Annotated in this window: 3 protein-coding genes; all 3 read right to left on the bottom strand. The window is 72.3% G+C overall.

Annotated features, from left to right (window positions below):
- Positions 1-1257 (bottom strand): ABC transporter ATP-binding protein (locus tag ACIQOV_RS32955; RefSeq protein WP_401054393.1); only part of this gene is annotated, 1257 nt, incomplete at its 3' end.
- Positions 1254-2114: an ABC transporter permease gene (locus tag ACIQOV_RS32960; protein ID WP_401054396.1), complete on the bottom strand. Its 861-nt coding sequence runs from the start codon at positions 2112-2114 to the stop codon at positions 1254-1256. The genes ACIQOV_RS32955 and ACIQOV_RS32960, both read right to left, overlap by 4 nt.
- Before the next feature lie 139 nt (positions 2115-2253).
- Complete coding sequence (locus ACIQOV_RS32965) at positions 2254-3237, bottom strand: ABC transporter permease (RefSeq protein ID WP_401054395.1); 984 nt, start codon at positions 3235-3237, stop codon at positions 2254-2256.
- Positions 3238-3545: the final 308 nt, after the last annotated feature.

The following is a 3545-nucleotide window of genomic DNA, read 5'->3' on the forward strand; positions in this document are numbered from 1 at the left end:
GGGGAAGGTCTTGACCAGGTCCTCGACGCGCAGGACCACGTCGCCGGCCGTCCGCTCCCCGGACGCGGCCGGTGGCACGGGGGCGGCCGCCCCGACCGGGTCGAGGCTTCCGTCGGCGATCTCCTGCGCGCGGTGGCAGGCGGCGCGCCCGGGCTGCCCGGCCGGTGCGGTCAGGTTCGGCGTGGTCAGGACCGGTGCGGTCGAGTCCGGCGTGGTCAGGACCGGCGCGGTCGAGTCCGGCGCGGTCAGGTCCGGTTCGGTGGTCCGGCACACGTCCAGGGCCACCGCGCAGCGGGGCGCGAAGGGGCAGCCGCCGGGCAGGCCGACCAGGGACGGCGGCTCTCCGCCGACCGGGACCAGGGGCCGTTGGACACCGCCGTCCACGGTCGGGACGCTGGCCAGCACTCGGGCGGTGTAGGGCATCGTCGGACGGCGGAAGAGCTCGTCGACGCTCGCGTGCTCGACGATCCGTCCGGCGTACATGACGGCGACGTCGTCGGCGTGGCCGGCCACCACGCCCAGGTCGTGGGTGATCAGGACGAGACCGGCACCGGTCTCGCGCTGGGCCAGGCGCAGCACGTCGAGGATCTGGGCCTGGACGGTGACGTCGAGCGCCGTGGTGGGCTCGTCGGCGATGAGCACCGAGGGTTTGTTGGCGATGGCCAGCGCGATGACGACGCGTTGGCGCATGCCGCCGGAGAACTCGTGCGGGAACGCCTTGGCGCGTTCGCGCGGGTCGGGGATGCCGACCAGGTCGAGCAGTTCCACCGCCTGCTCCCAGGCGTCCTTCCTGGACAGCTCCCGGTGCACGCGCAGGGCCTCGGAGAGCAGCCGGCCGACGCTGAAGATGGGCGTGAGCGCGGACATCGGGTCCTGGAAGACCATGCCGATGTCCTTGCCGCGCACCCGGGAGAGTTCCTTGTCGTCCATGGCGGCCAGGTCGCGGCCGCCCAGCAGGATCCGGCCGCCGAGCCGCGCGGTGGGCGGCAGCAGGCCCATGACGGCGAGGGCGGTGGCGGACTTGCCGGAGCCGGATTCGCCGACGATGCCCAGGGTGCGCCCGGGCAGGAGGTCGAAGTCGACGCCGCGCACGGCCTCCACCGGTCCGGCCTCGGAGGGAAAGGAGACCCGCAGGTCGCGTACGGACAGGACGGGTGCGGGCCTGGTGAGGCCGCTGAGGCCGCTGAGGCCAGTGGGGTCGGTGAGGCCGGTGGGTCCGGCCGTGGGCCCGGTGCGGTGGGCGGGTGCGAGGGTCATCGTCGGCCTCCGGCCGCGCCGGTGGTGGACGTGGGGTCGAGGGCGTCGCGCAGACCGTCGCCGACGAAGGTCATCGAGACGGTGAGCAGTACGGTCAGCCCGGCGGGGAAGGCGAAGAGCCAGGGGGCGCTGGTGATGGTGCCCGCGCCGTCGGCGAGCATCGTGCCCAGCGACACGTCGGGGGTCTGGACGCCGAAGCCGAGGAAGGACAGGGCGGTCTCGCTGAGCACGGTGGAGACCACGCCCAGGGTGAGGTTGACGATGAGCAGGGAGCCCAGGTTGGGGATGATGTGGCGCACCACGATGCGCAGGGGGCGTACGCCCATGTACTCCGCGGCGCGCACGTAGTCGCGTTCGCGCAGGGACGTCGACACCGACCAGACCACCCGGGCGGTGGACATCCAGCCGAACACCGTCAGGACGAGGACGAGGACCCGCCAGTCGCCGGCGAGCCGGTGCGAGACCAGGGCGAGGATCAGGAAGGAGGGCACGATCAGCAGGAAGTGGATGAGGGCGAGGGTGGCCTTCTCCACCCGGCCCCCGAAGTAGGCGGCGCCCGCGCCGACGACCGCGGCGATGGCGACGGTCAGCAGGGAGACGGTCACCGCGATCACCAGCGAGCGCTGGAGGCCGTGCACGGCGGCGGCGTAGACGTCGTTGCCGCCCTGGTTGGTGCCGAACCAGTGCTCGGCGCCGGGGGACTGGGTCAGGGCCGAGAAGTCGGTGTCCGCGTAGCCGTACGGGGTGAACAGGTTGCCGAGCGCGCTGAACAGCACGAGCAGCAGGAAGATCACCACGCCGGCGACGGCGGTCCGGTTGCGCAGGAAGCGCCGCAGGTAGAGGCGGCGCCGTCCCAGGTAGCGACCGTCGTGCCGGTCGTGCACGCCTCGCCCGTCCCGCCCGTCCTGTTCGGTGAGCAGCGGACCGGTGGCCGACCCGGGGTCGGTGGCCGGGACGCCTTCGGCGGTCGCGTCGGGACTCACAGGGGTGCCCATCTCAGCTCACCCGCACCCTCGGGTCGAGAAGAACGGTGGCGATGTCCGCGAGGATCGCGCCGACCGCGGTCAGGGCGGCGGCGAAGGCGGCGGTCGCCACGGTGCCGTGCACGTCGTTCTTGCTGATGGTCTGGATGAAGTACTGGCCCATGCCGTTCCAGCCGAAGATCGTCTCCGTGAGGACCGCGCCGGTGAAGACGGCCGGGATGCTGAAGGCCACGGACTGGGCGGTGGGGATCAGAGCGGTGCGCAGGGCGTGCCGGCGGATCGCCTGGGCGCGGGTGAGCCCGGTGGCCCGGGCGGTGCGCACGAAGTCGGAGCCGATGACGTCCAGCAGCAGGGAGCGCTGGGTGAGGTGGTAGCCCACGTACCCCGTCAGGGTGAGCGTCAGCGTCGGCAGGATCAGGTGCAGCAGCCGGTCGCCGATCGTCGCCCAGAACCCTTCCACGTCGGGCGAGTTCTCCCCCGCGACGTACAGGAAGTGCCAACCCGCCTGTTCGTTCAGCCGGATGGCCAGCAGCACCAGGGCGAGGGCGGCGATGGACACCGGGACGTTGAAGAGCGCCATGGACAGGGCCTGGGCGGCCCGGTCCCGCCAGCCGTACTGGCGCGAGGCGGTGTGGACCGCGAGCGCGACACCGACGACGACGGACAGGACCGTCGCGCCGATCACCAGTTCGGCGCTGACCAGGGAGCGGTAGCCGATCTCCCCGTTCACCCGGACCCCGACGGGGGAGCGGCCCCAGTCGAAGCGCAGGACCACCCCGGTCAGCCAGTCCCACCAGCGGTGGAGCAGCGGCTCGTGCGGGTCGAGGTTGTAGGGGGCCAGGGCCCGGGAGATCTGCTCCTCGGTGCGGACCGGGCGCAGCTCCTTGAAGTTCGAACGCGGGTCGAGGAACCAACTGGCCAGGAAATACGTGGCGTTGGTGGCCACGGCGATCACCAGGAACCAGCCCGCCGCCCTGCGTGTCACGTACCGGAGCACGGACGGCACCTCCCCACCGGATGCGGCGGGTGCGGCTGGGGAGCGCCGGGTCTGGGGGAACTGGGCATGCGGATGGAACTTCCTCGATCCAAGGGGTGGCTGCACGACCGTGCAGAAGCCAGTCTGTGTGCGAGCGACAGGTGGCACCAGGGATCAGGGCATGTGGACACGAAGACGAAACGCCCCCGCAGCACGCGGAGGTGTTCGCGTCACAATTCGTTGAATTCGCAGGTGGGAGAGGCCACAGTGGCTGGCGGGTCCCGGAGGTGTGCGCGGCCCCGGGGGCCGGGACCGGGGCCGGGGCCGGG

It is taken from the genome of Kitasatospora sp. NPDC091257 (genome assembly GCF_044757675.1).
GTDB classification, from domain to species: Bacteria; Actinomycetota; Actinomycetes; order Streptomycetales; family Streptomycetaceae; genus Kitasatospora; species Kitasatospora lactacystinica.